The organism is Prosthecobacter debontii, assembly GCF_900167535.1.
Lineage (GTDB): Bacteria > Verrucomicrobiota > Verrucomicrobiia > Verrucomicrobiales > Verrucomicrobiaceae > Prosthecobacter > Prosthecobacter debontii.
The window spans coordinates 86618-113459 of sequence record NZ_FUYE01000011.1; the positions used below are offsets into that span (position 1 = coordinate 86618).

At 56.5% G+C, this 26842-nt stretch carries 17 protein-coding genes; 11 read left to right on the top strand and 6 right to left on the bottom strand.

Translation table 11 applies throughout. From position 1 onward, the window contains the following. Positions 1 to 4: 4 nt before the first annotated feature. The 4 genes from treS (at position 5) to B5D61_RS16270 (ending at position 8397) form a co-directional block, all read left to right on the top strand. Positions 5 to 3211 (top strand): maltose alpha-D-glucosyltransferase, encoded by a 3207-nt coding sequence (gene treS, locus B5D61_RS16255; protein WP_078814471.1) that lies wholly within the window; start codon positions 5 to 7, stop codon positions 3209 to 3211. Then, complete coding sequence (gene treZ, locus B5D61_RS16260) at positions 3208 to 5088, top strand: malto-oligosyltrehalose trehalohydrolase (protein ID WP_078814472.1); 1881 nt, start codon at positions 3208 to 3210, stop codon at positions 5086 to 5088. The genes treS and treZ overlap by 4 nt, the downstream gene beginning before the upstream one ends. 97 nt (positions 5089 to 5185) lie before the next feature. Beyond that, positions 5186 to 7993, top strand: a complete 2808-nt coding sequence (treY, locus tag B5D61_RS16265; RefSeq protein ID WP_078814473.1) for a malto-oligosyltrehalose synthase — start codon at positions 5186 to 5188, stop codon at positions 7991 to 7993. Positions 7994 to 8001: 8 nt separating this feature from the next. Beyond that, positions 8002 to 8397 (top strand): RidA family protein, encoded by a 396-nt coding sequence (locus B5D61_RS16270; RefSeq protein ID WP_078814544.1) that lies wholly within the window; start codon positions 8002 to 8004, stop codon positions 8395 to 8397. A gap of 200 nt (positions 8398 to 8597) precedes the next feature. Here B5D61_RS16270 and B5D61_RS16275 read toward each other — a convergent pair whose 3' ends face one another. Both B5D61_RS16275 and B5D61_RS16280 read right to left on the bottom strand, forming a co-directional pair. Then, a complete protein-coding gene (locus tag B5D61_RS16275) occupies positions 8598 to 9779 on the bottom strand; it encodes an alpha/beta hydrolase (protein WP_176159479.1) in 1182 nt (393 codons plus the stop codon). A 99-nt stretch (positions 9780 to 9878) separates the two neighbouring features. Continuing rightward, positions 9879 to 11903: an FAD-dependent oxidoreductase gene (locus tag B5D61_RS16280; protein WP_078814475.1), complete on the bottom strand. Its 2025-nt coding sequence runs from the start codon at positions 11901 to 11903 to the stop codon at positions 9879 to 9881. 70 nt (positions 11904 to 11973) lie between these two features. Between B5D61_RS16280 and B5D61_RS16285 the strand changes: the two genes are divergently transcribed. Beyond that, entirely contained in the window at positions 11974 to 12717 is a 744-nt protein-coding gene (locus B5D61_RS16285; protein ID WP_217699004.1) for an AraC family transcriptional regulator, read from the top strand. Positions 12718 to 12783: 66 nt separating this feature from the next. Here the strand turns inward: B5D61_RS16285 and B5D61_RS26385 are convergent, their stop codons facing one another. From B5D61_RS26385 to B5D61_RS16295, 3 genes are all read right to left on the bottom strand, one after another. After that, entirely contained in the window at positions 12784 to 12948 is a 165-nt protein-coding gene (locus tag B5D61_RS26385; RefSeq protein WP_176159480.1) for a hypothetical protein, read from the bottom strand. 47 nt (positions 12949 to 12995) lie between these two features. Continuing rightward, positions 12996 to 13289 carry a hypothetical protein gene (locus B5D61_RS16290; protein ID WP_078814476.1) on the bottom strand — a complete coding sequence of 98 codons (294 nt, stop codon included), beginning with the start codon at positions 13287 to 13289 and terminating at the stop codon, positions 12996 to 12998. Between the two features lie 209 nt (positions 13290 to 13498). Further along, a complete protein-coding gene (locus B5D61_RS16295) occupies positions 13499 to 14791 on the bottom strand; it encodes an anthranilate synthase component I family protein (protein ID WP_078814477.1) in 1293 nt (430 codons plus the stop codon). A gap of 53 nt (positions 14792 to 14844) precedes the next feature. Here B5D61_RS16295 and B5D61_RS16300 point away from each other — a divergent pair, with 53 nt between their 5' ends. The 3 genes from B5D61_RS16300 to B5D61_RS16310 all read left to right on the top strand — a co-directional run bounded on the left by B5D61_RS16300 (position 14845) and on the right by B5D61_RS16310 (position 19094). Then, positions 14845 to 16173, top strand: coding sequence for a tetratricopeptide repeat protein (locus B5D61_RS16300; protein WP_078814478.1), 1329 nt, complete (start codon positions 14845 to 14847; stop codon positions 16171 to 16173). Positions 16174 to 16191: 18 nt separating this feature from the next. Further along, positions 16192 to 18156: an SUMF1/EgtB/PvdO family nonheme iron enzyme gene (locus tag B5D61_RS16305; protein WP_078814479.1), complete on the top strand. Its 1965-nt coding sequence runs from the start codon at positions 16192 to 16194 to the stop codon at positions 18154 to 18156. 68 nt (positions 18157 to 18224) lie between these two features. Continuing rightward, positions 18225 to 19094, top strand: coding sequence for a hypothetical protein (locus B5D61_RS16310; RefSeq protein ID WP_078814480.1), 870 nt, complete (start codon positions 18225 to 18227; stop codon positions 19092 to 19094). Positions 19095 to 19146: 52 nt separating this feature from the next. Here B5D61_RS16310 and B5D61_RS16315 read toward each other — a convergent pair whose 3' ends face one another. Further along, positions 19147 to 22176: a PSD1 and planctomycete cytochrome C domain-containing protein gene (locus B5D61_RS16315; RefSeq protein WP_139373307.1), complete on the bottom strand. Its 3030-nt coding sequence runs from the start codon at positions 22174 to 22176 to the stop codon at positions 19147 to 19149. A gap of 21 nt (positions 22177 to 22197) precedes the next feature. Between B5D61_RS16315 and B5D61_RS16320 the strand changes: the two genes are divergently transcribed. From B5D61_RS16320 to B5D61_RS25805, 3 genes are all read left to right on the top strand, one after another. Further along, positions 22198 to 24666 carry a PSD1 and planctomycete cytochrome C domain-containing protein gene (locus B5D61_RS16320; RefSeq protein ID WP_078814482.1) on the top strand — a complete coding sequence of 823 codons (2469 nt, stop codon included), beginning with the start codon at positions 22198 to 22200 and terminating at the stop codon, positions 24664 to 24666. A 12-nt stretch (positions 24667 to 24678) separates the two neighbouring features. Further along, on the top strand, positions 24679 to 26130 hold the full coding sequence (locus B5D61_RS16325; protein WP_078814483.1) for a DUF1501 domain-containing protein: 1452 nt from the start codon (positions 24679 to 24681) through the stop codon (positions 26128 to 26130). 324 nt (positions 26131 to 26454) lie between these two features. Further along, complete coding sequence (locus B5D61_RS25805; RefSeq protein WP_139373308.1) at positions 26455 to 26634, top strand: hypothetical protein; 180 nt, start codon at positions 26455 to 26457, stop codon at positions 26632 to 26634. Positions 26635 to 26842 lie beyond the last annotated feature (208 nt).

Below are 26842 nucleotides of genomic sequence, written 5' to 3' on the forward strand. Positions count from 1 at the left end.
TGCAATGAGCAATGATCTTTGGTTTAAAGAGGCCGTCATCTATCAACTCCATGTTCGTTCATTCCAAGATAGCAATGGAGACGGCATCGGTGATTTTCGGGGATTGATTCAGCGTCTGAATCACTTCGTCGAGCTTGGCGTCACGACTCTCTGGCTTTTGCCTTTTTATGTCTCACCGCTGCGGGATGATGGGTATGACATCGAGGACTATCGTTCCGTCAATCCCATGTACGGCACGCTCGCCGATTTTCAGGAGTTCCTGGACCAAGCGCACCAACTCGGGCTCAAGGTCATTACGGAATTGGTCCTCAATCACACGAGCGATAGGCACGCTTGGTTTCAACGAGCGCGGCTAGCTGAGCCAGGTTCCGTGGAAAGAGACTTCTATGTGTGGAATGACCACACCGATCGTTATGCGGATGCACGCATCATTTTCAAGGATTTCGAGGCTTCGAATTGGTCTTGGGACCCGGTGGCCAAGGCTTATTACTGGCATCGTTTTTATTCTCACCAACCTGACCTGAACTTCGACAATCCCAAGGTACAGGAGGAACTGTTGAAGGTGATGGATTTCTGGCTCGGAATGGGCGTGGACGGTGTACGCTTGGATGCTGTGCCGTATCTTTATGAACGAGATGGCACCAATGGAGAAAACCTGCCCGAGACCCATGCTTTCCTGAAAAAGTTGCGCAAGCATGTGGACGATCATTATGACAGTCGCATGCTGCTGGCGGAGGCGAATCAATGGCCGGAGGATGCTGCGGCCTATTTCGGGGATGGCGATGAATGCCACATGAACTTCCACTTTCCGCTGATGCCTCGGTTGTTCATGACGATTCAGATGGAGGATCGTTTTCCTCTCGTGGAGATTCTCCAGCAGACCCCCGCGATCCCAGATAACTGCCAGTGGGGTATCTTCCTCCGCAATCATGATGAACTCACGCTGGAGATGGTCACTGATGAAGAGCGAGACTACATGTACCGAGTCTATGCCGAAGACGCCCGCGCGAGGATCAATCTCGGCATTCGTCGCCGACTAGCTCCGTTAATGGGCAATGACCGAAAGAAGATTGAGCTGATCAATTCGCTCCTCTTTTCGATGCCTGGAACACCGATCATCTATTACGGGGATGAGATTGGCATGGGTGATAACTATTACCTGGGCGACCGCGATGGTGTTCGCACGCCCATGCAGTGGAGCCCAGATCGCAACGCAGGGTTTTCCAATGCGAATGCGCAACGCCTGTTCCTACCGCTCATCAGCGATGCGCAATACCACTACACCACGGTGAATGTGGAGGTGCAGCAAGCCAATGCCTCTTCCCTCATGAACTGGATGCGGAGGATGTTGCAGGTGCGTCGGCAATCCAAGGCCTTTGCGCTGGGGCGGCTGGAGTTTCTACATCCTGAGAACCCGAAGATCATCGCCTTTGTCCGATCTCATGAAGCGGAAACGGTGTTGGTGATCGCGAACCTCTCGCACTACACGCAGTACACGGAGCTTGATCTCACCACCTATAGCGGCATGCAGCCCGTCGAGATGTTCGGTGGCAATCTTTTGCCTGAGGTTAAACAAGGACAAACGTCATTTACAGTCGGACCCTATGGCTTTATCTGGCTCTCCTTGCAGACCAGCACGAGCGAACTTCAGGCATCTGGATGGGAAGCGCCTCTTCTTCTTGGAGCGGCGGCTTGGGGACGTCCTTTGATTCAGTCCTTGGAAGAAAAGATCCTACCCAGATATCTCCAGCATTGCCGATGGTTTGGAGGCAAGAGCCGCCGTTTACGTGATATCCGCATCGTACACGACATCGTTTTCCCTGGCACGGATGTGCACATCTTGAAGGTGGAGACGGCATTTCTCGAAGGGCTCCCTGAGCACTATGTATTGCCTCTGTGCATTGTCCCGGGAGCGTTAGCCCAGCAGCTTTTGAATGATTCTCCCCAAAGGGTGTTGGCCCGGTTCTACGACGATTCTGTGTTGTATGAGGCTCTGTGGCTGCCGGAGTTTCAAACCGCACTCTTCAGCAGTCTCACTGGGGACATGGCTGCCGGGAAGCCCTTTTCTCTGAATCAAGAAAGTCCGCTCTCAGTGACGGCGGAAGAAATCCACAAAGCGGGCGCCAATGCACGGGTGCTCAGTGGCGAGCAGTCCAACACTTCCATCAGCTATGCGAACACTTGGTTGATCAAGTTTTTCCGCAAGTTTGAAACCGGGGCTCATCCTGAAGTGGAGATGACGCAGCATCTCACCCGGGAGAACTTCAATGTTCCTCCCTTCCTCAGCGCCCTGAATCTCCAGGCTGGAGATCAGACCGGCGTACTGGCCATGCTCACGCATTATGCCGTGCATCAGGGGGACGGCTGGCTATTCACTCTCGATGCCTTGGCATTGATGTTTGATCGTGTGCTTCAGGCTCGATTGGCTGGAGTGGAAGCCTTGGCGGAGGACGCCATCGGGGTTGTTTATCCAGATCGCGCAGCCCAGCTTGGCCGGGTCACTGCTGCGATGCACATCGCGCTGGCCAGGGGCTCTTCGGAACCTGCTTTCAAACCCCAGCCTTTTACCACTTATTATGGTCGCTCCCTCTATCAAGGCATGCGTGCCAATGCCAGTCGAGTCCTGAGAGAGCTGCGGCGGCAAATGGCCACGCTAGCGGGAGATGCGGCGGCGATGGCAACGGAGATTTTGGACGGGAAAGACACCTTGCTGAAGGCCTATGAGAAACTTCTGCACACCACCATTCAATGCGGTCTTATCCGTGTGCATGGGGATTTCCATCTGGGACAGGTGCTGAATACGGGACAGGATTTCGTCGTTATTGACTTCGAGGGAGAGCCACGTCTTTCACTCAGTGAGCGAAGGCTGAAGCGTCCTGCGTTACGCGATGTCGCAGGCATGGTGCGTTCCTTCGATTATGCCGCCGCTGCTGCTCTGGATAAAGTCAATGTGGAGGATCGAGACATCGTCGCTCCCTGGGCCGCCGTTTGGACCGAAACGGTGACGCAGGCCTACCTGAAAGCCTATCTGGAAGCAGCTCGAGAGGAAGCGTTTTTGCCCCAAGATTCCGAGACTACCCAACTCTTGCTGGATCTCCATATATTGGACAAAGCACTCTACGAGATTGGCTACGAATTGAGCTATCGCCCGCATTTGGTTTCCATCCCGCTGATGGCGGTAAGACGTTATCTAGACACCCTGAAGGCATGAAGGCGGACTCGGATTTTTTCAGCCCTAGTGCGGCTAAGCTTGCGCTGGGGGCGACGGTGACTCCCTCAGGGGTAGTCTATCGCGTGTGGTGTCCCACCCAGCAGAGGCTGAAGGTTGAGATTCAGTCACGGCAGGGAGAAAAGCGATGGTTGCCGATGCAGCGTGACGACGAAGGATTTCATCAGGCTCATGATGCTGACGGACGCGCGGGGGATCTGTATGCCTATGTGTTTGAAGACGGGCCAACCTTTCCCGATCCCGCATCCCGAGGGCAGGTCGAAGATGTCCGTGGTTATTCCGTGGTGATTGATCCTCATCGTTATGCCTGGACGGATCATGCCTGGCAGCGCCCCCCGTTTCGTGATCTTGTCATTTACGAACTGCACATCGGCACCTTCACACCCAGCGGGAGTTTTGCGGCCGCGGTAGAGAAGCTTCCTTGGCTACAGGAACTCGGGGTCAATGCCATCGAAATCATGCCCCTGGCGGATTTCCCAGGGGATCGGAATTGGGGTTACGATGGCGTCTTGATGTATGCGCCTGCGCGAACCTATGGAACACCTGACGAGCTGCGTGCGTTGGTGGATGCCGCGCATGCCTTGGGCTTGGCGGTGATTCAGGATGTTGTGTACAACCACCTCGGCCCTGATGGCAATTGTTTGACAGCTTTTGCGCCGCAGTTCTTTGATCAACGGCGGCAGACTCCCTGGGGCGCTACGCTGAACTATGACGGTGCTGAATCAAAGTACGTCCGCGAGTTTTTTATCCAGAATGCCACCTATTGGATGGATGAGTTTCACATGGATGGTCTCAGGTTGGATGCGACACATTGGATTCTCGATCATTCTGAAAAGCATCTGATCGCGGAGATCACGGAACGAGTTCATGCCCGTGGCGGATATGTGATTGCCGAAGATCATCGCAATGAAGCCAAGCTGGTCGAGCCGGTGGAGAAAAAGGGGTATGGTTGTGATGCCGTCTGGGCGGATGATTATCACCACAGCGTGCGGGTGAGTCAGACGGGGGAAAAGCACGCTTACCTTCAGGATTTTAATGGTACCTTGGAGGAAACGGTCGAGACCCTGAATCATGGATGGTTATTCCGGGGGCAAAAACACGCCCTGCATGGCACCGTGCCACGCGGCACTACAGTCGCTCACGTGCCACCTGCGCATTTGATCCACTGCATCTCCAATCACGATCAGACAGGGAATCGTGCCTTCGGGGAGAGGCTGCATTCGATTATTCCGGAGGCATCGTATCGGGCGATCTCGATGATGCTGTGTCTCTCGCCCTATACGCCGATGCTTTTTATGGGTCAGGAGTGGTCCTGCTCCACCCCCTTCCAGTTCTTCACGGATCATCATCCGGAGCTGGGACGCTTGGTGACCCAGGGGCGCCGCCGGGAGTTCATTGCGTTCCCCGAGTTTAATGATCCGTCTCGCTTGAATGAAATTCCTGACCCCCAAGATCAACTCACCTTTGAACGATCCAAGCTCAACTGGCTGGAACGTACGGCAGCGCCGCACCAGGGCATTCTCAAGCTCTACCAGGAGTGCTTGAAGTTGCGCGCTCAAGAGCCCGCCTTCAGGCCTTCATCACGTCAGGGTTGGGAAGCCGGAATCCTCCAACGCGGGGTGGGCTATCTTCAGTTCGAGGGCGCAGAACGGCATTATTTTCTTTTGTTCCATCTCTGGCCCGGTCCAGAGCCTCTGGACATGGATCTCCGTCAGCTTCCGTGGAAGAAAAAGCCGAAGACCTGGGAGCTGATCTTATCGAGCAATGATCTACGCTTCGGCGGCACCGGGACTGAGATGACCTCCCGAGATACCGCTTATGTATTCGGTCAGGCCGAGACTCTCTTGATCGGTGGCTGATCGCTTTTTGGCCTTTTTACAGGAAGCTCTTCCTATGAACAGGCCGATAGACATCGGGGCTGCGATTGCCTTGTGAACGCTGCTAAGGCGTTTTGCTATGCCCCCCTTTCCTTGTATCCCTTCAGCGACCTATCGCCTCCAATTTCATCAAGGTTTTACCTTTTTGGATGCGAAGAAGATCGTTCCTTATCTGAGCCAGTTAGGCATCAGTCATCTTTATGCGTCCCCGATCTTTCGAGCTTCGCCCGGAAGTATCCATGGTTATGATATCAGTGATCACAATGAATTGAATCCAGAGTTGGGCTCACGTGAGGACTTTGATGCTCTATTGCAGGAACTCGAGAAGCATCATCTGAAGCTGATTCTGGATTTTGTGCCTAACCACATGGGTGTTTCTGAGGCCAGTAACCTTTGGTGGATGAGTGTCCTCGAGGATGGCCCCAGCTCGCCCTATGCACACTGTTTTGACATTGATTGGTCCCCGCTCAAGGTGGAGATGGAAGGCAAGGTGCTACTGGCGATCCTCGAGGATCAATATGGGAGAGTCCTGGAACGCGGAGAGTTCAGTGTGGTGTTCAATGATGGCTCGCTTTTCATCCAGTACGGAGATCGTTATCTGCCCACCGCGCCGCATACCCTGATTCCCATGCTGAAGCGAGTGGTCGATTTGCTGTCTCCTGAGCCGCCGATTGAGTTGGAAAGCATCATTTACTCAATCGAGCACTTGCCGAGCAATCATGAGACGGATGAGGCGGGCATTCGTGAGAAAGCTCGGGAGAAGCAACTGATCCGTTCCCGGTTGGCTCGCTTGTATGAGGAGTCCTCAGAGGTGCGTCAGGGCATCCAGACGGCGTTAACCAGTCTCTATGCTCCGGGTGAAGGGGGCGATTATGATGCCCTGGATGAGCTGATTCAGGCGCAGTCCTATCGTCTAGCCTACTGGCGCGTGGCGTCCGAAGAAATCAACTATCGTCGGTTCTTCGATGTCAACGATCTCGCCGCCTTACGCATGCACCAACCTGAGGTATTTGAGGCAACCCACCGGTTGGTGACCGATCTGTTAGCGTCCGAGACGGTGACGGGATTGCGCATTGACCACATTGATGGTCTTTCAGATCCGCAAGGGTATCTCGAAAAGCTCCAGGGACTGTATGCGGAGTTGCATGATCAACCTGTGGAGAACAAACCGCTCTATTTGCTGGTCGAGAAAATTCTCATTCATGATGAAGGCCTGCGAACTGAGTGGCCCGTGCATGGAACCACAGGCTATGAGTTCGCCACGCAGGCGACCAATGTCTTGGTGAACGGGCATTCCGCCGTTCGAATGACCAAAAGTTATGAGCGCTTCACCGGCATGAACCGCTCCTTTGCGGACTGCATGTATCAAGGCAAGCTCTTGGTGATGAGGACCACCATGCCGAGCGAGGTCAACATGCTGGCGCACATGCTGCATCGCCTGTGTCAAACCAATCGATGGTATCGTGACTTTACCCTCAACGCCTTGGAGGCGGCTCTACGTGAAGTGATTGCCTGCTTTCCGGTTTACCGCAGCTACATCACACCTGGTCAGCCCGTGACTCATGAAGATCATCGCTTAGTCTTGAGGGCTATTGCAGCGGCACGGCGGCGTAACCCTGACATGGAGCGGACGGTGTTTGAGTTCCTCCGAGATGTTCTATTACCCCCGGCGATGAATGCGCATCCGGTGGATGAACCCACCCGTCAAGAGTTCGTGAGACGCTTTCAGCAGTCCACGGGACCCATCATGGCCAAGGGCGTCGAAGACACCGCCTTCTATGTTTACAATCGGCTGGTCGCCTTGAACGAAGTGGGCGGAGAGCCGGGAAACTTTGGAGCGGATATCGCCACCTTTCACCGGCTGAATGAAGCGCGTGCTGCTCATTGGCCTGCCTGCATGCTCACGACGTCAACTCATGACACCAAACGCAGTGAGGATGTCAGGGCGAGGATCGCGGTTTTGTCGGAGTTCCCCCATGAGTGGGAAAAGGCATTGCGCTTCTGGCAACGCTGCAATCAAAAATATCGAACCGAGATCGAAGGGTTTCCTGCGCCGGATGCCAATGAAGAATCCCTCTTTTACCAGACTCTCATGGGCTCTTGGCCCCTGCACCCGATGAGCCCCGGAGAAAGGAGGGTTTACATTGAGCGACTCCAACACTACATGGTTAAGGCGCTCCATGAAGCTAAGGTGAACAGCTCGTGGATTGAGCCTCACAAGGAGTGGGATCAAGCTGTGCGGGATTATGTGGAGAGGGTGCTCACGAATGGCTCCTCCCGCTTTGAATCCAGTCTGCAAAACTTTGTTCAGCGGGTCGCACAGGCGGGGGCGATCAACAGTCTCACACAGACCGTGCTGAAGCTGACTTCACCCGGTGTCCCTGACACTTATCAAGGACAAGAGATGTGGGACTTCAGTTTGGTGGACCCGGATAACCGAAGACCCGTGGACTATGCCGTTCGGCAGGCGGCTCTGGCTGAGGACCTCCCTTCAGTTCAGTCACTGCTCGAAACGTGGCAGGACGGCAAGATCAAACTCTGGGTCACCCATCGGCTGCTGCATCTCCGAAAAGAACTGCCGGAACTTTTCCTCAATGGGGGTTACGAAGCCTTAATCATCGAAGGTGAATTGAGCGACCATGTGGTCGCTTATCGGCGTCGGCATGGGGAGGTCGTGGTGGATGTCGTCGTGCCGAGATGGATCGCGGCTATGCGCTCTCCGCCTCTGGGAGACTGTTGGGGGAACACACGGGTCAAGCTAGGAAGCCTTACGGCATCCTGGAACGTTTTGACACAAGAGACCTTGGAGCTGGAAGACGGGTATGCGGCTTTGAAGGAAATCTTCAAAGACTTTCCTGTGGCTGTTTTCAGGAGCAGGCCTCTATAGTGAAGGTGATGCATCACCCCCTCGTTTCTTATCCCCAAGATCCCGATACACCGGTTTCCCATTTGCCTTTCAGCCCCTGCGTCATGGTCGGGGAGATGATCTTCGTTTCCGGGCAAGCTTCCGTGGATGAATCTGGCAAGATCGTCAGTGACAGTTTCGAGGGTGAGTTCCGTCGTTCGGTGGAAAATCTTCGCAAGGTGCTTGCTGCCGCAGGCAGTGATCTGGCGCATGTGGTGCAGACGCGCAATTATGTTCGTGATGCGGAAGACGTGCCGTTGTTTAACCAACTGTATCGCGAGTATTTTTCAGCGCCTTTTCCCGCGCGAACCACCATCACAAACTGCCTGCCGCCTTCATTGCGTTATGAGATCGAAGCGGTGGCCGTGAAAGCGAGCCAAAAGTAGGACGGGTATGTCCGGTTGGCGAGCGAGAGGAATCGAATGACTCTGTTGCCGGATTCCCCGCCTTTTCAATGAGGGTGTCTTGGTCATGTATCATCGAATGCCCCTACATTTCCCAAAGTAGGCGGGTGATTCTGCAACACATCGAAGATGAATGCCAGCTCGCGAGCAGACCAAACCCACCCTACGAGTTGAAGGTGGTACTATTTGATTGCTTGTTTGCGAAGTGCCGTTGCGAGTTTCTCACGTTCATCTTGCAGCTGTGCAATTCTGGCTTTGGTTTGATTGATGGTTGTTACCATTGCTTCAGGTGTGACTGGCATCGACTTCAACTTCTTCTGCAAGGCACTTAGTATTTTCAGCAACTCAACCCTTCGTTGATCAAGATTAGCTTTCGCTACGGTCTCGAGAGATGTGGAGTTCGCCAGCTGACCTTCAATGCGAAGCAATTCGTTGGCAGCCTCCTCCGCATCATTTCCACATCCCATGCGTTGAATCGTTTGATGAATGACTTGCAGTGATTGTTCTTCTCGTTCAATCGCTGCATCGAGTTTCTTGATCGTTGGTAACCACCCCATACTATCCATCCATTCGGCACAGCGTTGGGGCCATTGATTGATGGGTTGCTTGTTGTCGCGCATGCCAAACCCATGACCACCTGCGGAGAACAGATGAATTTCGGCGGAGAGCTTTTTCTTTTTGTATTCGAGGTAGAGTTGAGTGGCGGCGATTGGATTCAATCCATCATCACCTGCACAGACTAAGAACAAGGGAGGTGCATCCGAGGGCACGGAGAAGCCTTCTTTAAACCGGCTCGGATCTTGAGGGTCCAAAAAGCCTCCGCCATAAATCATCACACCGAAGTCGGGCCGTTGAGCGCCGGTCTGATCACAGGCCAGATAGGCGAGGAGATTGCCTCCTGCGCTGAATCCCAAGACACCGACCCGTTTCGGGTTCAGGTTCCACTCAGCGGAATGTTGGCGAACGATTTCCAGGGTCTTTTGCGCGTCTTGCACCGGTCTTGCGTGCGGCGCGGCATCATCCCGAGTCGGGGTGCGGTAGTTGAGCAACACACCGGTGACGCCGAGGGTGTTCAGCCATTCACACACTTGGCTACCCTCGTGCACGGCAGACAAAAAGGCATAACCTCCTCCAGGAGCCACGATGACACACGTGCCGTTAGGCTTCTCCGGTCGATAAACCGTGATAGTGGGGGAGGTGATGTTCGTGACCGTACTCTTGCCCGCTTTCTTCTGAATGAATTCCTCTGTGGTCTTGGAGATCGGTGCCGCTTGGCCAGGAGGTCCATCCGGCCACAGGGTGAGAGTCAGCGGTTCAGCCGCAGAAAGAGACAGGGTAAAAGCCAGAGCAAGGGACCATTTCATGGAGAGGCAAGAAAACCAAAACGGCGATGTTACCGCCTCTTCTTTCGGCTCCGGGCGCGTTTTGCCCTGGCAGGTCAGCCAGGGCACACGGGGCATGCATCACTGTTTCAAAAGCTGAACGGCATCAGCTCCGACAATGCCATTCGTATCCTTGTTGCTGATGGTCACCACGGCATCTTGAGAGGCTCTGAAGCTGAAGATCCCCAGGCTGGTGAAGGTGCCATCGTCAGGCTGTTTCTTCTGATTCACCAGGACGGTGTTGCTGCCCTCGGCGTGTTGAATCGTGACGGGCACATTGCTCGCGCGATTGGGGGCAGGGGCATAAGAGACGCGGACTTCGTAACGGCCATCTTCAGGGACCTTCAAGCTGTAGATGACGCTCTTCTGACCCTTCTCCGTGTTTTCATCGTGACGGCTGGCACCATCTACAGGGTTGCCATAGGTGCTACCTGCCCAGTTGCCCACGCGCTCCGCGTCCTGCTCATCCATGATAATTCCTGGAAGCTTCGCGGAGCGAGGCATGGAAGCAAGTTCGGCCAACTCAAGCACAGCCTCTTGTTCCAGCAGCTTTTTGCGCAAGGCCTGGACATCAATGGCTTGAACCGAGCTGCCATTTTTCATGGCCATCACTGCGGCGAGACCGGAGGCATGTCCCAGAGCCATGTACACGGGTTCCATACGCAGAGAGCAATAGGCGATGTGGCTGGCGGAAAGGCAGACGGGGACGAGGAGATTTTCACACTCGGACTGTTTAGGCGTGAGACTCCGATAAGCGATCTGATAAGGCAGGGCAGGGGCATCGGGGAAACTGCCTTCATCACGCACGGTGCCATCCTCGGCCACGATGCGCTGCACGATGTGGCAGTCGATGACGAAGGAACCCATGCCGACGGAGTCGTCCTTGAAGATATCGTTTTGGAGATCCTTCTGGATCATTACGTATTCACCGATCATGCGTCTCCCTTCACGGACGTAGAGGGCATAGGGCCAGTAGTCGTTGTCGGCAAATTCGTCTTTGCACAGCCCCCAGGAGTTGCATTGATCGCGCAGGCTCTGCGGCACACGTTCATCATGACCGAGGAACCACAGCATGCCTTGGATGAAATCCACATGATCCTGCCAGATGCGAGCGCGCGTTGTCGCATCGCCATCGGGATACCCGGTATTGGCACCGGGGTAATCGGTGGAAAAAAGACCCTGAGCATTGAGGTCATACTTGCCGCTAGACACACTGCCGATGTGAAACAGACGACCGAAGCGAACACCGGGGAAAGTTTGGATCAAACGCAGCAGCAGTTCATATTTCGCCGGATCATAGGAGGCGGGCTTGGGGAAGGGGATCTTGAGATCGGGACGCTGGGTGACACAGATTCGGAAGTTGTAAGACTGCGTCAGGTTATCGGCGCTGCCCGGAGCGAGATTGGGAGCTTTGAAGACGCCGTAGATCGGCTGCCCATGGGCATCGAGAGCGGAGATGCTGGCAGGTGTGCCGTGGATGTAACTTGGTCCGGTGCCTCCGATGCTGGGGCAATCACTCTCCATGACCTCCACCGTGCGTGGTCGGATGGGCATCGGATGGTAACCCGCCAGGGATTCACCGTATTGGGAACTGCTCTCGCGGCCCACGATGTAGCTCACCTTAGCCGCAGCCATCAGATCCCCCTCGTAGGTGGCGTCGACAAACATTTTGCCTTCATGCGTCGTGCCATCGGTGGTCGTAAGGTTGGTGATGCGGGCGCCTTCTTTTGTGAGGGTCTTTAAAGCTTGGCCCTTGATCACTTTCACACCTGCTTCTTTCAGCATGGTTTCAAAGGTGGCGTGGTTCACGCTCGGCTCGGCATACCACATGGGCGTGTCGGATTTCACGGCGGCGGCGCGAGCGAAGAATTCGCGGGGGAAACCGCCGATGGTTTTTTCCTTGCCCACATCCGTGCGGCAGAGGCCGCCTGTGACCATGCCGCCGATCCAGCGGGTCGGTTCGATGATCGTCACGGAAGCCCCTTCACGAGCGGCCACGATGCCTGCACTGATGCCTGCTGGGGTGCCACCATAGATCACGAGGTCGGCAGAATCCGCCAGGGCAGCGGAAGTGAGGCAGAGAAGAGAAAAAAGCACGGAACGCATGATGAAAGGATAACGACATCAATCCGCCCTTGTCTTGTGCGTCACCGCCATCTTTTGTTAAATCTCTGCCATGAGTCGCCTTCGCCTTCAGACTGAGTTTTTCGCCCAGATGCAGGATCCGCAGGCTATGCGGAGGATGTTCGATCACCTGCCTGGCGTTTTCTTTTTTGTCAAAGACGCCGAGGGACGGATGATCACGGCCAACGCGGCTAAGCTGGAGCGCCTGGGTTTGAAACAGGAGAGTGATTTCGTCGGCAAGACCGACGCAGACTTCTTTCCTCCCGATGTGGCGCTGGCCTTTCGACGAGACGATGAGGAGATCATCCGGACAGGGCGAGCGGTCATCAACCGGCTCGAGCCCTGGTTGGATGAGCAGCGTGAGCTGGCTTGGTTCATGACCACGAAACTGCCCATCACGGGTCCGCGTGGAAAAATCATCGGCATCATGGGCATGAGCCGCCGTTGTGATGAGCAAGAGAACCCCCACGCGGCCCCAGAGGCCTCCGCCGTGGTCGCCTTCATCCGGGCGAACCTGCACCAGAGCCTGACGGCGGCGGACTTGGCTGCCGCCGTCAATCTCTCCGAACGACAGTTGCATCGGAAACTGCGGGACAGCCTGGGTGCCACGCCCCATGAGTTGATGGTGCGGATTCGCATTCAAGCGGCTGCCGAGGCTTTGACTCGAACGTCAGTTCCCATTTCCAACATCGCGCTCGATCACGGTTTCTGCGATCAAAGCGCCTTCACCCAGCAGTTTCGCAAACGCACCGGCATGACGCCACGTCAGTTCCGGCAGCGGCATGGGATCGCCTAGACGCAAAAAAGGCGGCCGGGGATTCCGGCCGCCTGGGGTCTTTTAAACTTCAGCAGGGGGGTGAGTTTACAGGTTCACACCCAGGCCGACGTTGGTTTTCACCTTCGTGCTAGAGCTGCGATGATGGGATTTACCGTGAACACCTGCCTTGGCCTTAGCATTGACGCCAGTGCTGCAGCTGATGGGCGACAGGATGAGACCTGTCATGAGGAGAGTGAGGATGGTTTTCATGAGATGAGGCTGTTGAGGGTGAGGTTTTGGGGAGAAAGGGACGACGGTTAACGGAAGAGACTCACGTTAGCGTTGACGCGGGTATCCACACCGCGGCGATAGCGCACAGTGCGGCGGTCGTGGTCATGATCGTGGCGGTCACGGTCGTAGCGGTCAGAGCTGCGACGATAACGGCTCGAGTAATGGCGGTTATTGTCGTAGCGGCGATCATGGATCACGCGAGTGGAGCTGTAGTGGGGGTTCCGGTAGGAATAGACCGGAGTTCCATCCACGTAGGTGCTGCAGTTCGACAGAGTGAGTGCGGCAACGGCAGCGCAGAGCAGGGTCAAAATAGATTTCATGGCTTCAAAGGGGGTTGAGTGTTTTTGAGAGCCACATCGCAGTGCGCTCTCTCCCTCCTTATCAGCGAATGCCGTGCCGCCGCTGGCTTGGCTGGACTAAGTTATTGATATTCAATAAGTTAACTAAGATTTTGCGATGGATGCGAGGACGGTAACTATCATGCTTTTTGCACGAAAAGTGTGCAAAGCGGTGATCTCGTGCAGGATGCCTAGCCTTTTAGGGCCAATTCTATCCCTGAAAAGGCCGCAAGAATGCCCGAGGCTTTGTGCAGCGTTTCCTCCCACTCCTTCTCCGGCACGCTGTCGGCCACGATGCCTGATCCGGCATGAAAAGTGATCTCCTCACCTCTTCGGATGGCTGTCCGGATGGCGATGTTCCATTGACTGTGGCCATCGAAACCAAAATAACCGATGGCACCTGTGTAAAGCCCACGAGGCCATGTTTCCAATTCTTGGATGATTTCAGACGCACGCTTTTTTGGCGCACCCGTTATGCTTCCTCCGGGGAAACAAGCGTGGAAAGCCTGAGCGTGGCTGATCCCGGGTAGCAGATGGCCTGTCACCGTGGAGACGAGGTGATAAACCTGCGCAAAACTTTCCACGCGCCAGAGATCTGGCACCTGCACGCTGCCGAATCGACAGACTTGCCCGAGATCGTTGCGCTCCAGATCTGTGATCATGAGCAATTCTGCCCGCTCCTTTTCACAGGCCAGGAGTTCCCTGGCGGCAGCTTCATCACGTGTGGGGTCGGCGGGGAAGCGGGGTCGCGTGCCCTTGATCGGATGGGTGGCGATGGTGTCTCCATCGATTTTCAAAAACAGCTCCGGAGAAGCTGAAAGCACCGTGGTTCCCGCCAGATTCAGGCACGCCGCATGAGGAGCTGGGGAAACTTTACGTAAGCGTTGGTAAAGAGGGAAAAAAGCCGTTTCGGACGGCCACGCTGCCTTCCAGGGATGGGAGAGATTGACCTGGTAGATGTCGCCCGCGCGGATGTACTCCTGGGCGCTTTGCACCTGAGACAGGAAATCGGTGCGCTGGACTTGGGGGGTGAAGTGCAGAGGTTGTGGCGGCTCTTGGGTGGAAAAAGGGGCGTTTTTGGCCCGAAAACGGGCGGTTTTCTGCCAAAAATCTCCAGAATCGAACCATTCTGCCCGATCATGGTCATACAGGAGCGCATGAGGATAACTCCCCAGAACGAACTCCCCATCATAACCTACCCAGCCGAAAAGGCCGCCTGTTTGACCGGTGGCAAGGCCAGACTGAAGGGACTGTTCGACCAGGTGCCAATCCGTCGCCTGATGGCCCCTCAGCAGTGTGTCCGGCCAGCAGGTAAGGATGGAAACGGCTCCAGGGGCAGCGATGGCGCTGTCCAGCCAGACGAAACCCTCTTCCTGAGCCAGGACGGCGGCCAGTTGCTCGGGGAGCCATTTGTCAGTGACCTCGACTCGCGTCCACGATCCTTCTTTTTTCGGAGCAGAATCGTTGGAAAAAGGCTGGAGCATTGACACTTCGGAGCACGAACCCTATACCATACGAATTTCCTGCGGCAATCGGCATGGCTCAAGCCTCTTCCAATATCAGCGCTGACCGGGGCCGTGTGAATGTAGCGGCCCTGGGGACTCTCTGCGCTCTAGCGGTCGTTCAGGTCGGCCTCGTCGGACATGCGGTCTGGCAGGAGGCTCGCCATGGTAACACCGATTCGGTCGGCAAAAGCCCCGGCGTAAATGCCGCCCCGGCTGCCTTTTTACCCACAGTGAGCTTCAGCCCACCGCCGGTGGGGCAGATCGCAGCGCCGCCGTCGGTTTCATCGCCCGCTCCGGCGGTTGTTTCTCCAGCGCCCGCACCGGTGGTGAGCCTAGCACCGCCGCCCATTGGTTCTTTCACAGCCCCTTCATTGCCGGCATCCAGCGCCGTTGTTGCTCCGCCCGCAGTGGCTTCCTTGGCCCCACCTCCCCAGGTGCCTGTGGCTCCGCCAACCCTCGGTGCCGTTCCATCGGCGAGCTCAGCGCCGCTGCCGCCGGTAATGCCGGGAGAAAAAATCGCGTCAGCGGCTCCTCCGTCAGCCTTTGGTAATCAAGCCGCTACGACAACCAACGATCCAGCGGCGGGCATGGCCCTGCAAGAAATGATCGAGTTGGCAAAACAAGTGCGGGGGCTGGGAGACATGCAAGGAGCCCTGGAAGTGCTGAGACGCGCGGATTTGCAGTATCCAGCGCGGCCTGAAGTACTGGCGGAAACCGCCCAGTGCTATGAAACCATGGGCCTCCCCGACAAAGCGGCCAGCCTCTGGCACCAAATCGAAGCCATGGATCCCGCCCAGGCCTCCGGCTTCCGTGATTTGGCCAAACGCAGGCTGAGTTCTCCTTCCAGTGCCGATAGGACAGCCCCCTCCTCCAGTTTCTTGACAGGCGCTGAGGCAGGTAAAATGCTGTCTCTGGGGGCGTGTCAGGCCAACCGGGATCCCTCCGTGGTGAACGGGGAAAAAGTGGTCCTGCGCATCCCTATCCTACGTCATGGCAACACTCAGGTGGACCCTAGCCAAGTGGACATTGACGTTTATTTCTTTGACCGGGTGAACGGCGAGAAAGTCGCCCAAACCATTGCCGATGAACCCGTTTCCGCCTGGGCTGCTGCGCCTGTGGACTGGAGCGGCATCGGTGAAGAACCTCTTGATGTAACCTATTTCCTGCCGGCCCTCACACCGGGAGAGATAGCCGCCCATGGCCGCCGTTCTTATCACGGCTATGTGGTCCGGCTCTACTACCAGCACAAGCTCCAGGACGTGGCCGCAGAGCCGCGAGACCTCCTGGACTTCGGCTCACGCATGCCCTCCGAGACTGCCCCGGGCGGCGTGAACCCGCTGCTCCCCCCGGTGACGAACTGACGGCACCTCCCCCGAACGATGACGATCCTTTTTCTCGATGCCAATGCCGCAACGCGCGGCCCCAGAACCGATGCTCTCCAACGACAAGCTGGCTGGAATGTCCACTCGGTCTCCAGCGTCATGGAGGCGCGTTCATGGCTTAACAAAGCGCCCTCCCTTGATCTTCTAATCACTGAGGCCATTCCTTCCGCCAGCGGAGCGACGGGTTTCGATCTCCGCGACGACGCTCTGGGCCGCTTCCCGCTAGCGCGGGTGCTTTTCACCACTCGCTATGACCTGACCGGGTTTGAGTCCCAAATCGCCGGTTGGCCCGTGCTTCTGGACGGCCCTTACTCGGAGGAAAAGCTCATCGCCAAGGTGGACGCTGCGATGACCAATCCGCCACCGCCCTGCTGTGTGGAGCTTCCGCCTTCGATCACGCGCGGAGCCATGCTGGGGAATTACCAAGTGTTGGAACGCCTGACACAGGAAACCGAGTCGGAGACTTATCGTGCGATTCAGGTCACCGTTCAGCGTCCCGTGGCGTTGGTGATGCTCAAGCCGGGGCTGCAAAGCCAACCGGAAGCCTTGGAAGGTTTTCGGGCGCGTGTGCGTCTCAAGGCCTCCATTTCGCATCCGCGCATCGCCCCCCTCTACGAGGCGGGAGAGGTCAACGGCCTGCTGTTTTATACCCGCGAGCTGCCCCGTGGACGCAATCTGGAAGAGCTCCAAGCGGCCAAGGAACACCTCACCGAACGTAAGATTGCCGAGCTCCTCTTTGGCGTGGCGGAAGCCATGCAGTATGCGGTGGAGAGAGGGTATCATCACCGTCGTCTTTATCCGCGCGACATTTACCTCGATGCAGAAAATCAGGCCAGCATCGTGAACATCTTCCGCCCCGCGGGCAGTCGGCCGCGTGCTGAGAAAGAAGAAGTCGCCGCCTTGCTGGAGTTGGTGCAGCCCCTGGCCAGCGAAGGGAAAGCACGTGGATTGTTAGCCACTCTCGCCGACGCCGGGCATGATTGGTCGGGCCTGTTGGACGCTCTCGACGATGTGCGCGATGCCATGCGTGAGCGCAGCATCATGCGCCGGATCGAAGCGGAGGAGATCTCTGCCGCCAAGAAAGAAACGACCCCCTGGTGGGTCTGGGCAGGGGCCGCCGCAGCCCTCATCGCCGTTTTTGGACTCGGTAACCTCGCGGGCATCGCGACGCCGAAGGGCAGCCCGGCTCTGAAACAGGAAATGGTCCAGATCCCGGCAGGCCCGTTTGTGTATCAGAAAAAGGAAAGCCTTAACCTGCCGACCTTTTGGATCAGCAAGCACGAGGTCACCATCGGCCAATACGGAGATTTTTTGGCGGCTCTGGCCAAGCATCCCGAGAAGTCTTTCGATCACGCGGACCAGCCCAAAACCAAGACGACTCATACCCCCCCTAAGTGGGCGGATACCTATGCTGCCGCTCAGGCCGGGGCGACTTACAATGGCCAAGCCATCGGCTTGAACACACCCGTGACTCAGGTGGATTGGTGGGATGCTTATGCCTATGCCGCCTGGAGAGGTCAACGGCTCCCTACTGAGCAAGAGTGGGAAAAGGCAGCCCGGGGTGAAAAAGGCTTTTCCTTCCCTTGGGGCAATAAACCGGACAAAACCGCCGCCAATCTAGGGGATGACTACGATGCCAACGGCAAAGGCGGCACCGTCGATGGCTATAACCTCTGGGCACCTGTGGATCGCAAGACCCTGGATGTCAGTCCCTACGGAATCTGTGATATGGAGGGCAATGTCTCGGAATGGACCGCCTCGGAGCGTAAGGGCGAGCCTTGGCCTGCGCATCCCGATTACCCTGATCTTCGAGTCCCGGTGGTGCGTGGAGGTCACTTCGCTCTCAAAGGCACAAACGATCTGTTAATCACTCGTTACTTTGCCGAGTCCGCCTCGGAGTCCACTTTGGCTCGCGGCTTTCGCACCGCCAGCGACAGCCCTCCTGCGGCGAAGAAAAAATAAGCCCGCTTCTCGTCGCCGAGCTGCATTTTAGAGTTTTCTCCCAGCCCGTTTTCCGCTCTCAATCGGTCATGCGCTATCTTACCCCCCTGCTTTTTCTTTTCTGTGCCCTGACGGTGCAGGCCCAATACGAGGTCAGCTTGACCTTGCCGCGGACTAACTTTTTGGCCCTCGAAGCGATTCCCGCCACGGTGACAGTCACCAACCGCACCGGCGCGGAAGCGGTGCTCGGTGGCCCCGGGCGAGGCAGTTGGCTTTCCTTCGAGATGACGGATAAAACCGGTTTGCCTTTGGCTCCAATGGATGTCTCGGGCGATGAATTGATCCAGATCCCGGCTGGAGGCACGATTCAGCAGAAGATCATGGTGACGGATGCCTTCGCACCTACGGAGATCGGCAACTACGGTCTCAAGGCTCGCGTGGCGCATGTCGCTTCCGGCCAATACTACACCAGTGCCCGAGTGCGGTTTAACATCACCGATAGCAAGCCGATGTGGGAGCAGGCCTATGGGGTGCCTGAAGGTTTTAAAGGTGCGGGCTCTGTGCGCCGTTATGCCGTGCTTTTGTTCACCGATCTGAGCAGCACTTCGCTTTATGCCCGGGTGATTGACGATAAGAGCAATCTTCGCCTGCACACATTCCGCTTGGGCCCTGTCTCCATGGCCCATGATCCGCAGATCACCATGGATCGCGAAAATCAGCTCCAGGTGTTGTTTCTCGCCCAACCCGGCATCTATGCGCATTGCGTTGTGACCCCTGATGGCAAGCTCAAAAAACGCTCCTATTATCGGGATGTGGAAGGCAACCGCCCGAGCATGAGCCTGGATAGCAATGGCAATGTGGCCGTGGCGGGTGGAGTCTTTTTTGACCCCAGTGCTCCACCTCCGAGCGAGACGAGCAAGCCTTCTCGCAATGTCTCTGACCGGCCCCCTGGCTTGTAGTCGGTGGATTTTGCCTAACGATCTTTTGATCGATGATTGCCTTGGCTGCGTCCTACCCCTTGGTGATAGTTTCATCCAAGTTCAGCAGAGCACTGGCTAAGGCTGTCGTGGCTTTTGCTTCGCCTTGGGGTAGCTGGGAATCATAAAGCTTCTTCATCACGTGCAACTCCTCCTTCGCTGGCTCGCGTGCTAGAGCTAACTGGAACCCGAGTCGAATGCGCGAGACGACGTCGCTTTCCTTCATCAACCGTTGAGCGAAAGTCTGTGCGGCCTCCACATAGACTGGATCATTCAACAAAGTAAGAGCCTGAAGGGGCGTGTTGCTACGCCCTCGCTTCACCACACAGGCCATGCGGGCACTGGCATCGAAATTGACGAAGCTGGGATAGGGGGCACCACGCTTCAGCACCACATAGAGACCCCTGCGATATTGTTTTTCACCCGGACTGACTTGGTAATTATACTTCTGTCCGCCGACCTTGATCCACAGGCCATCGGGTTGGGGTGGGCGAATGGGTTCGCCTCCTTTCTCCAGACTGATGAGGTTGGCGATGGTGAGAGCATTGTCACGGATGGCTTCGGCATCGAGTCGGAAGCGTGGGCCATGCCAGAGGAAGACATTGGCGGCATCCATCTCCGCTTCCTTGCTGCCCGCTCGCATCTGCGAGCTCTGTCGGTAAGTCTGAGACATCACGATCTGCTTCAGGGCTTTCTTCAGGCTCCACCCTTGATCCATGAAATCCACGGCCAGCCAGTCGAGCAACTCCGGATGAGAGGGTGGTGCGCCTTTGATGCCAAAGTCTTCCACCGTGGTGACGATGCCTTGGCCAAAAACCTCAGCCCAAAGACGATTCACCACCACTCGTGCAGTGAGTGGGTTGTCTCGTGAGACCAGCCAGTGGGCCAGCGTGAGGCGATTGGCGGGGCCTTCGATGGATGTCTCGAACACCGCAGGAATGGCCGCCTTCACGGGCTCTGCGGGATCGGTATAAACACCGCGTTTGAAAATGGAGGTCATACGAGGCTTGGGAAGCTCACGCATGACTTCTGTGGTGGCAGGCTTCAGGGCATCGATCTGCTTTTCCACCGCCTTCATCTGCTTCTGCATGGCAGCCAGTACAGGGTTTTGAGTGCTTTTCGGATCTTCGCTAGCCAGAGTGGCTGGAAGGTTGGTTTCGACGGCTTCGGTGAAGGCGCTGAAACGCAACCGCCCGATGGTTCGTCCACCTCCGAATTCCTGCACCAGACGAAGTTGCAACTTGCTGCCCGGAGTGATCTTCAGAGGCTTCTCCAGTGCCAATGCCGCCCAGTGATCTTGATGGAATTGGGGATTGATGGCCCAACCCGTCGCGGGGTTTTGGTCGATCAAGCCCGTGACATCGAAACGGGTCTGTGAGAAGCTTGCGTAAGCGTTTTTGAAGGTAAGGGGTGTTGACTTGCCCTCGGAATCTACAAGCGTGACCTCCAGATGTTGCAACACGAAGTTAGGCCGTTTGGCATCTCCTCGACCGGGTCCTTCGCCGGGAAGAGAGGGGTGGGTTAAAGCTTCAAGCAGGAAGCCTGTGACCTCCCCCGCTGACAATTCATAACTGACGAGACAGACGTCTGTCGCGGGAGCTTCGCCGATGAAAAGTACGCTCTGATCCTTCTGCGTTTCAGACTCAGCCCCAGCGGAAGATTGAATGTCGAGGGGTTTGAGGGCAATGATGGACTTAGGGTTGGGATTCGGCGTGGGGCCTTTGGTCGTGGCCTGAAGTTGATCCATCTTCGCCTGCAGAGTCTCGGCTTGTTGATGGAGTTTGGTGCGTGCTTGATCCCGTTCAGGATCGGTCAAGGTGTAGGGGCTCCCGCCGAATTGAATCGAGCCGGGGGTCTTGGGATTGGTGCGTTCGGCTTCCTTCTCTGTGTTGTTGAAATAAGCTAGGAGCTGATAGTAGTCTTTTTGGCTGAATGGATCATACTTATGGTTATGGCATTGCGCACACTCCAGGGTGCTTCCTAGCCAAACGGCTCCCGTGGTATTGACCCGATCAATGACCTGATTGATGCGGCTTTCTTCGGGTTCGGTGCCCGCCTCCACATTCGTGGGCGTGCAGCGGTGAAAGCCTGTGGCGACGATTTGAGAAGGAGTGGGATGGGGCAGGAGATCACCAGCCACTTGTTCAATCGTGAATTGATCAAAAGGCATGCCATCATTCAACGCCTTCACGACCCAATCGCGATAACCCCAGATATCGCGCAAGTCATCACGCTGGAAGCCATGGGAATCGGCATACCGAGCGAGATCCAGCCAGTGGCGTGCCCACTTCACGCCAAACTCGGGCGAGGCCAGCAGATGATCCACGAGCCGCTCATAGTCAGCATCGGACAGATGAGGTGTGGTGAGATCCGGCAGAAAGCGCGCGAGGTCTTCCTGGGTGGGTGGTAAACCTGTCAGATCGAAAAACACCCGCCGCAACAGAGTGCTCGCCGCAGCTTGGGGGGATGCATGCAAGCCCTGTTGGTTGAGCTTGTCAGCGACGAAAGCGTCAATGGCATTGGTGTCGCCATGGGGCTGTGGCCAAGTCACCCGAGGGAGCTCGGTTTTCACGGGTGGGAGGTAAGCCCAATGTTGGGTGGTTTGAACGGTTTCAGGCCAAACTGCGCCTGCTTGAATCCACTGCGTTAAAGTCGCGATCTCCGCCGTTGTCAGAGGCGTGCCGCGTCTCGGCATGGCTTCCTTGTTCTGGCGGGGTAAAGACACGCGGCGCAGCAGCTCGCTTGCCTCGGGTTTACCGGGGATGATGACGGCTTGGTGGTCACTGCCTTTTAGTGCACTCACCTTCTCATGCAAACGTAGCCCGGCCTTAGCCACTTCGGGGCCATGGCACTCAAAGCAAGCGCGTTGCAAAACCGGCAAGACTTCGCGGGAAAAATCCACAGCGAAGGCCGAAGAGCCGGAGAGCAGCAGGAAAATCAGCAAACGATTCACATTGCTGACAACGATACGCATTCCCTCGGGCTTTCCGTGTAATGTTGGTGAAGACCCTGCTCTGGCGATGGAGTATCCCTGCACACTGCGGAAGATGATGGCAGACGCCACGTATCTAACTTTCTCTCTGTCATGGTTCGTCTGTTTATTCCATATGCCGTTGGGCTCGCTCTGATTCCGTTGGATTCAGAGGCGGTGGATTTTTCCAAACAGGTTCGGCCGATCCTCTCAGAGAACTGTTTTTTCTGCCATGGTCCTGACGAAGCGAAGCGGGAAGCGGGGCTGCGACTCGATGAGGAAAAGACGGCCAAAGCGGACAATGAGGGAGTGATCGCTGTGGTGCCAGGGGACCCGGATAAGAGTGCCTTGATCCAACGCATCGTCTCCACCGATCCAGATGAAGTGATGCCGCCGCCTAAGCAGCACAAAGAGATCCCTGCGGCCCAAATCGAATTGCTCAAGCAATGGATTCGAGAAGGTGCCCCATGGGGAGGGCATTGGAGTTATGAAAAGGTCGTTAGGCCTGAGGTGCGACCAATCGGCGAATCGAAAGGCCATCCGGTGGATGCCTTTCTATTAGCTCGCTTGAAGGAGGAAAAACTGAGTTACAGCCCTGAAGCGAATGCGGCTGTGTTGGTTCGGAGGGTGGCTCTTGATCTGACGGGCCTCCCCCCCACGGTGGAAGAGTTGCAGATGTTTGCCCCCGTGTCGGGAGGGACTTTGAATCCGCAGGCTTACGAAAAGCTAGTGGATCATTATTTAGCCAAGCCCGCCTTCGGGGAGCATTGGGCACGCCAGTGGCTAGACCTCGCTCGTTATGCAGACAGCTCGGGTTACCCCAGTGATCAACCTCGCGAAATTTGGCTGTATCGAGACTGGGTGGTCAAAGCTTTGAATGCCAACATGCCGTTTGATCAATTTACGATTGAACAACTGGCGGGTGATCTCCTGCCGAAGCCCACCGACGATCAGCTCATCGCGACGGCTTTTCATCGCAATACGATGACGCAAAATGAAGGGGGCACGAGCGACGAAGAATTTCGTGTGGCGGCCATCGTGGATCGGGTCAATACCACCTTTGCCGTGTGGATGGGCACGACCCTGGCTTGCGCGCAATGCCACACCCATAAGTATGATCCGCTCACCCAGAAGGAATACTTTCAGATCTACGCTTTCCTGAATCAAAGCGCGGATGCGGATAAGAAAGATGAATCACCCGTGCATGAACTGGTAACGCCGGAGGTGAAGCGGCAACGGGAAGGCTGGCAAAAAGAGATCACACGGTTGGAGGCTCAGTTTGCTCAACCGTCAGACGCTTGGTTGAAGGGGCTGGAGGCTTGGTTAGCCACCCCACCTGAAGTCAAAGACAAGAAGGTGAGCGCAGCGCTGAAGGTAGCGGCGGAAAAACGCTCGAAGGATGAGCTGAAGCTGATCCGCACTTACTATGCGCGGTATGTCTCGCCAGATGCGAAAACTGAGCGCACCCGATTGAGCCAACTGAGCCAAGAGATGGCGCGGACCAAACCGGTCACGGTGCCGGTGATGCTGGATCTCCCAGGCAAAGATCGCCGCAAGACCCAGGTGCAACTGCGCGGCAACTGGCAGGCACTCGGTGAGGTAGTTCATGAAGGCACTCCCGCCGTATTTCCGGCTCTCCCAGCCGATGCGCCGCGCAATCGGCTGACGCTTGCTCGCTGGCTGGTCAGCTGGGAGAATCCACTGACCGCGCGGGTAACCGTGAATCGCTTGTGGGAGAGTTTGTTCGGCATCGGTATCGTGCGCACGAGCGAGGAATTTGGCAGTCAGGGCGAGTTGCCGTTTCATCCAGAACTGCTGGACTGGCTGGCCGCCGAGTTCATGGAGAGTGGGTGGGATGTGAAGCACATGATCAAACTCTTGGTGACGACGCGGGCTTATCGTCAGGAGTCTTCCAGCACCGATGAACTGAACGAGCGTGATCCTGATAACCGCTTGTTGGCTCGGGGGCCTCGTTTCCGACCAAGCGGTGAACTGTTGCGCGATCAAGCCTTAGCCGTGAGTGGCCTGCTGAGTCCGAAAATGGGTGGACCTGCGGTCCGTCCGCTGGCTCCGAATATGGGCCTTACAACGGCCTTTGGGCGCAGCAATGACTGGACTGTGAGTGAGGGAGAGGATCGCCACCGCCGCAGCCTTTATACCGAGGTTCGCCGCAATAGCCCTTATCCCAGCTTTACCACCTTCGATGCGCCGAATCGTGAAGTCTGTACCATTCGTCGGGGACGCACCAACACACCCCTTCAAGCTTTTGTGACTCTCAATGACCCGGTGTTCATCGAGGCCAATCAAGCCTTGGCGCGCCGAGTCATGAGTGCCGAGGATAAGCTGGCGGCCATGTATGAAGTTTGTGTTTCACGTCAGCCGTCGGCGACAGAGCGTGCCGCTCTCCAGAAGCTTCACGATGAGGCGCTGACCGACTATCGAGCCGATCTTGAGTCCGCTCAAAAGATGGCGACTGAACCGCTAGGACCTGCTCCGAAAGGAGCCGACTTGGCAGAACTCGCCGCCTGGACCACGGTGGCCAACGTGGTGATGAACCTCGATGAGTTTTTGATGCGGAGATAACCCCCTAAGCCCATGAACCCCGTCCGCCACGACAGTCTTCAGTTCACCACGCGCCGCGCTTTTCTAAGCAGCGCAGGGCAGTTCAGTCTCGGGGCCATCGCCTTGCAGGCACTGCAGGGGCAGGGCCAAGCCTCGCCATCGGTGGTCAATCCTATGGCGCCACGTGTGTCGCATCATGCGGCCAAGGCGAAGCGGGTGATCTACCTGCACATGTCGGGGGCACCGCCACATCTGGACCTGTTTGATTACAAACCGGAGTTGGTGAAACACGATGGTGAAAATTGCCCGGACTCCATTCTGAAAGGGCGCACCTTTGCCTTCACCACTGGTGTGCCTAAGCTCATGGGCACTCCGCGCAGCTTCCAGCGTTACGGTCAGGCAGGCATGTGGATGAGTGATGCCTGTCCTAACTTCCACACCATCGCGGATGAGATCACCATGGTGCGGTCCATGTTCACGGATCAGTTCAACCATGCGCCGGCGGAGTTGCTGCTGTTCACGGGGCACACCCGTCAGGGCAGGCCCTCCCTCGGCTCATGGGCCACATACGGGTTGGGCACGGAAAACCAGGACTTGCCCGGGTTTGTAACCCTCATCTCCAGCGGCACTCAGCCAAGCGGTGGGCAGGGGCTGTGGGGCAGTGGTTTCATCCCCTCCGTTTATCAGGGCGTTCAGTGCCGCAGTAAGGGCGATCCCGTGCTGTATGTCTCCGACCCCGCAGGCATGAGCCGCAGCATGCGCCGCCGCACCTTGGATGCGCTGCGGGAGATCAATGAGAGCCAAGTGGCTGAACTCGGGCATCCCGAGACGGTCACCCGCATTGCGCAGTATGAGCTGGCCTATCGCATGCAGATGAGTGTGCCGGAGGTGATGGATATCTCCAAAGAACCTTCCAAGGTCATTGAGGAGTATGGTGCCAAGCCGGGGGAGGCGAGCTTTGCCAACAACTGCCTTTTAGCTCGACGTCTCGTGGAGAAGGGCGTGCGTTTTGTGCAGCTCTTCGATTGGGGGTGGGACTTCCATGGCACGTCGGAGGCCTCCGGCATCACCGATGGTCTGACGAAAAAGATGGCCGAGACGGACAAACCCGTGGCGGCTCTTATTAAAGATCTCAAACAGCGGGGCTTGCTGGAAGACACGCTGGTCATCTGGGGCGGTGAATTTGGCCGCACCCCCTTCCGAGAAGGCCGCACCGCAGCGAGTAAGATCCTCGGACGCGATCACTACCCCGATTGCTTCACCCTCTTCATGGCAGGTGGCGGGGTGAAATCAGGCTTCGACTACGGCAGCACGGATGAGCTCGGCTTCGGCATCGCTGAGAAAAAGGTCCATGTGCATGATTTCCAAGCCACGGTGATGCATTTGCTGGGTTTCAATCACGAGCGCTTTACCTATCGCTTCCAGGGACGTGACTATCGCCTGACGGATGTTCACGGCCATGTGGTGCACGATCTTTTGGTCTAAAACGACACTCTCAGACCTGCGAGGTCAGTTTTACAAGAGTCTATTTGGCCCATTGCAATTACTAAAATAGTCGTTAGCCTCGCACACGTTGCAGCCTCACGACGTGGAGGCTGCCGCAAAGCTAACAAAAACGCTACAAACATCAGACTATGAAATACGCCCTCCTCGCTCTTGCAGCTTCCGTGATCGCCGGTGGCCTTGTCTCCTGCGCTTCCAAGGCTCCCCCTCCGCCGCCTCCTGCTCCTGTGCAGATGAGCAAGTAATTGGAAGAATAGGTTAAAAGGCGTCTCATGGACGACCGTGGCCAACCAACACATATTTTCTATGATCCGTCTTCTTACCATCGGTCTTGCCTCCGTCTCCTTCTTGCTGGCCTCCTGCGCTAGCGCCAAGAAGGACAGTTCCTGCTGCAGTGCTTCCGGCGATAAAGCCGCCAGCTCCTGCTGCTCGACCAAAGACAAGGGTGCCTGCTGTGACTCCAAAAAAGAGGGTCATAAGCACTAAGCCCTGAGGTTAGTCCGTCATTCCCTGTAGGCACCGCATGTGGGTTCACCCGCATGCGGTGTCTCTTTTATGTCGGGATTCCAGGTTGCGTTTAACCATCAGGCTATACGGGGCGCATGCCCAACGGTGGATTGGCTTGCGACCCATAGGGTCGCACGATCCGGCCCAGGATTAGCCGAACAGATGCCGCGATACATCAATGATTCGA

Bases quoted from the DNA above. Each gene is read 5' to 3' on its own strand.
- treS (WP_078814471.1), top strand. From the start codon at position 5: ATGAGCAATGATCTTTGGTTTAAAGAGGCCGTCATCTATCAACTCCAT.
- treZ (WP_078814472.1), top strand. From the start codon at position 3,208: ATGAAGGCGGACTCGGATTTTTTCAGCCCTAGTGCGGCTAAGCTTGCG.
- treY (WP_078814473.1), top strand. From the start codon at position 5,186: ATGCCCCCCTTTCCTTGTATCCCTTCAGCGACCTATCGCCTCCAATTT.
- B5D61_RS16270 (WP_078814544.1), top strand. From the start codon at position 8,002: ATGCATCACCCCCTCGTTTCTTATCCCCAAGATCCCGATACACCGGTT.
- B5D61_RS16275 (WP_176159479.1), bottom strand. From the start codon at position 9,779: ATGAAATGGTCCCTTGCTCTGGCTTTTACCCTGTCTCTTTCTGCGGCT.
- B5D61_RS16280 (WP_078814475.1), bottom strand. From the start codon at position 11,903: ATGCGTTCCGTGCTTTTTTCTCTTCTCTGCCTCACTTCCGCTGCCCTG.
- B5D61_RS16285 (WP_217699004.1), top strand. From the start codon at position 11,974: ATGAGTCGCCTTCGCCTTCAGACTGAGTTTTTCGCCCAGATGCAGGAT.
- B5D61_RS26385 (WP_176159480.1), bottom strand. From the start codon at position 12,948: ATGAAAACCATCCTCACTCTCCTCATGACAGGTCTCATCCTGTCGCCC.
- B5D61_RS16290 (WP_078814476.1), bottom strand. From the start codon at position 13,289: ATGAAATCTATTTTGACCCTGCTCTGCGCTGCCGTTGCCGCACTCACT.
- B5D61_RS16295 (WP_078814477.1), bottom strand. From the start codon at position 14,791: ATGCTCCAGCCTTTTTCCAACGATTCTGCTCCGAAAAAAGAAGGATCG.
- B5D61_RS16300 (WP_078814478.1), top strand. From the start codon at position 14,845: ATGGCTCAAGCCTCTTCCAATATCAGCGCTGACCGGGGCCGTGTGAAT.
- B5D61_RS16305 (WP_078814479.1), top strand. From the start codon at position 16,192: ATGACGATCCTTTTTCTCGATGCCAATGCCGCAACGCGCGGCCCCAGA.
- B5D61_RS16310 (WP_078814480.1), top strand. From the start codon at position 18,225: ATGCGCTATCTTACCCCCCTGCTTTTTCTTTTCTGTGCCCTGACGGTG.
- B5D61_RS16320 (WP_078814482.1), top strand. From the start codon at position 22,198: ATGGTTCGTCTGTTTATTCCATATGCCGTTGGGCTCGCTCTGATTCCG.
- B5D61_RS16325 (WP_078814483.1), top strand. From the start codon at position 24,679: ATGAACCCCGTCCGCCACGACAGTCTTCAGTTCACCACGCGCCGCGCT.
- B5D61_RS25805 (WP_139373308.1), top strand. From the start codon at position 26,455: ATGATCCGTCTTCTTACCATCGGTCTTGCCTCCGTCTCCTTCTTGCTG.